This window comes from Acinetobacter sp. 1424608, assembly GCF_000588255.1.
Taxonomy (GTDB): Bacteria; Pseudomonadota; Gammaproteobacteria; order Pseudomonadales; family Moraxellaceae; genus Acinetobacter; species Acinetobacter nosocomialis.
In genome coordinates this window covers 1-835 of the sequence record NZ_JFXL01000051.1, presented here as the reverse complement: position 1 = coordinate 835, position 835 = coordinate 1, and the positions used below count along the sequence as shown (strand labels likewise).

Annotated in this window: 1 protein-coding gene and 1 pseudogene; both read right to left on the bottom strand. The window is 40.2% G+C overall.

The window, feature by feature from the left end:
* Positions 1-432, bottom strand: a 432-nt coding sequence (gene hfq / locus J678_RS22785; RefSeq protein WP_003109222.1) for an RNA chaperone Hfq, incomplete at its 3' end; no start/stop codon positions are given.
* A 94-nt stretch (positions 433-526) separates the two neighbouring features.
* Positions 527-835, bottom strand: a pseudogene (locus J678_RS22780) (tRNA (adenosine(37)-N6)-dimethylallyltransferase MiaA); the annotation flags it as partial.

Sequence of the window (835 nt, the reverse complement as noted above, 5' to 3'; positions counted from 1 at the left end):
GCCGCCTTGACCACCGAAGCCGCCTTGACCACCGAAGCCACCTTGACCACCGAAGCCGCCTTGACCGCCGAAGCCACCTTGACCACCGAAGCCACCTTGACCACCGAAGCCACCTTGACCACCGAAGCCAGCGCCTTGAGCACCACCAAAGCCAGCGCCTTGACCACCGAAGCCACCTTGACTACCACCCTGAGCTGGGAAACCTGCACCTTGTGCACCTGCTGGACGTGGGTTACGAGCTGGAACAACTGTAGAAATTGCGTGTTTGTAAACCATTTGACTTACAGTATTTTTTAATAAAACAACATATTGGTCAAAAGATTCAATATGACCTTGTAATTTAATACCGTTAACAAGGAAAATAGAAACTGGGATACGTTCTTTACGGAGAGAATTTAAGAACGGATCTTGTAAAGTTTGACCTTTAGACATTTTTAACTCCAAAAAAAAATTTTTAAATCAGCGCAAAAAAACTATCTTTATTTTTCAACTAAAAATTATAAAAAGACAGTGTGCAAATTTTGCTTTATCCATAAGAGTTTCGCAAGTCTTCTTTCGCCTGCTTTATCGTCAAGTAAGTTTTAAAATCGTGTATTTCTTGCAAAGAACGTAACCACGTATATTGACGTTTGGCAAGTTGTCGTGTTGCAAATAAGGCTTTATCCTCCATTTCTTGCTTTTTTTTGAGACTCATATCACTTTTTAATAGAAATTCTAGAGCTTGTCGATAACCAACAGAACGCATAGAGGGTAAATTTTCATCTAAATCGTATTTTTCAATTAGAGATTCAACTTCACTCAAAAAACCGATATCCCACATTTTGCTTAATCTTTG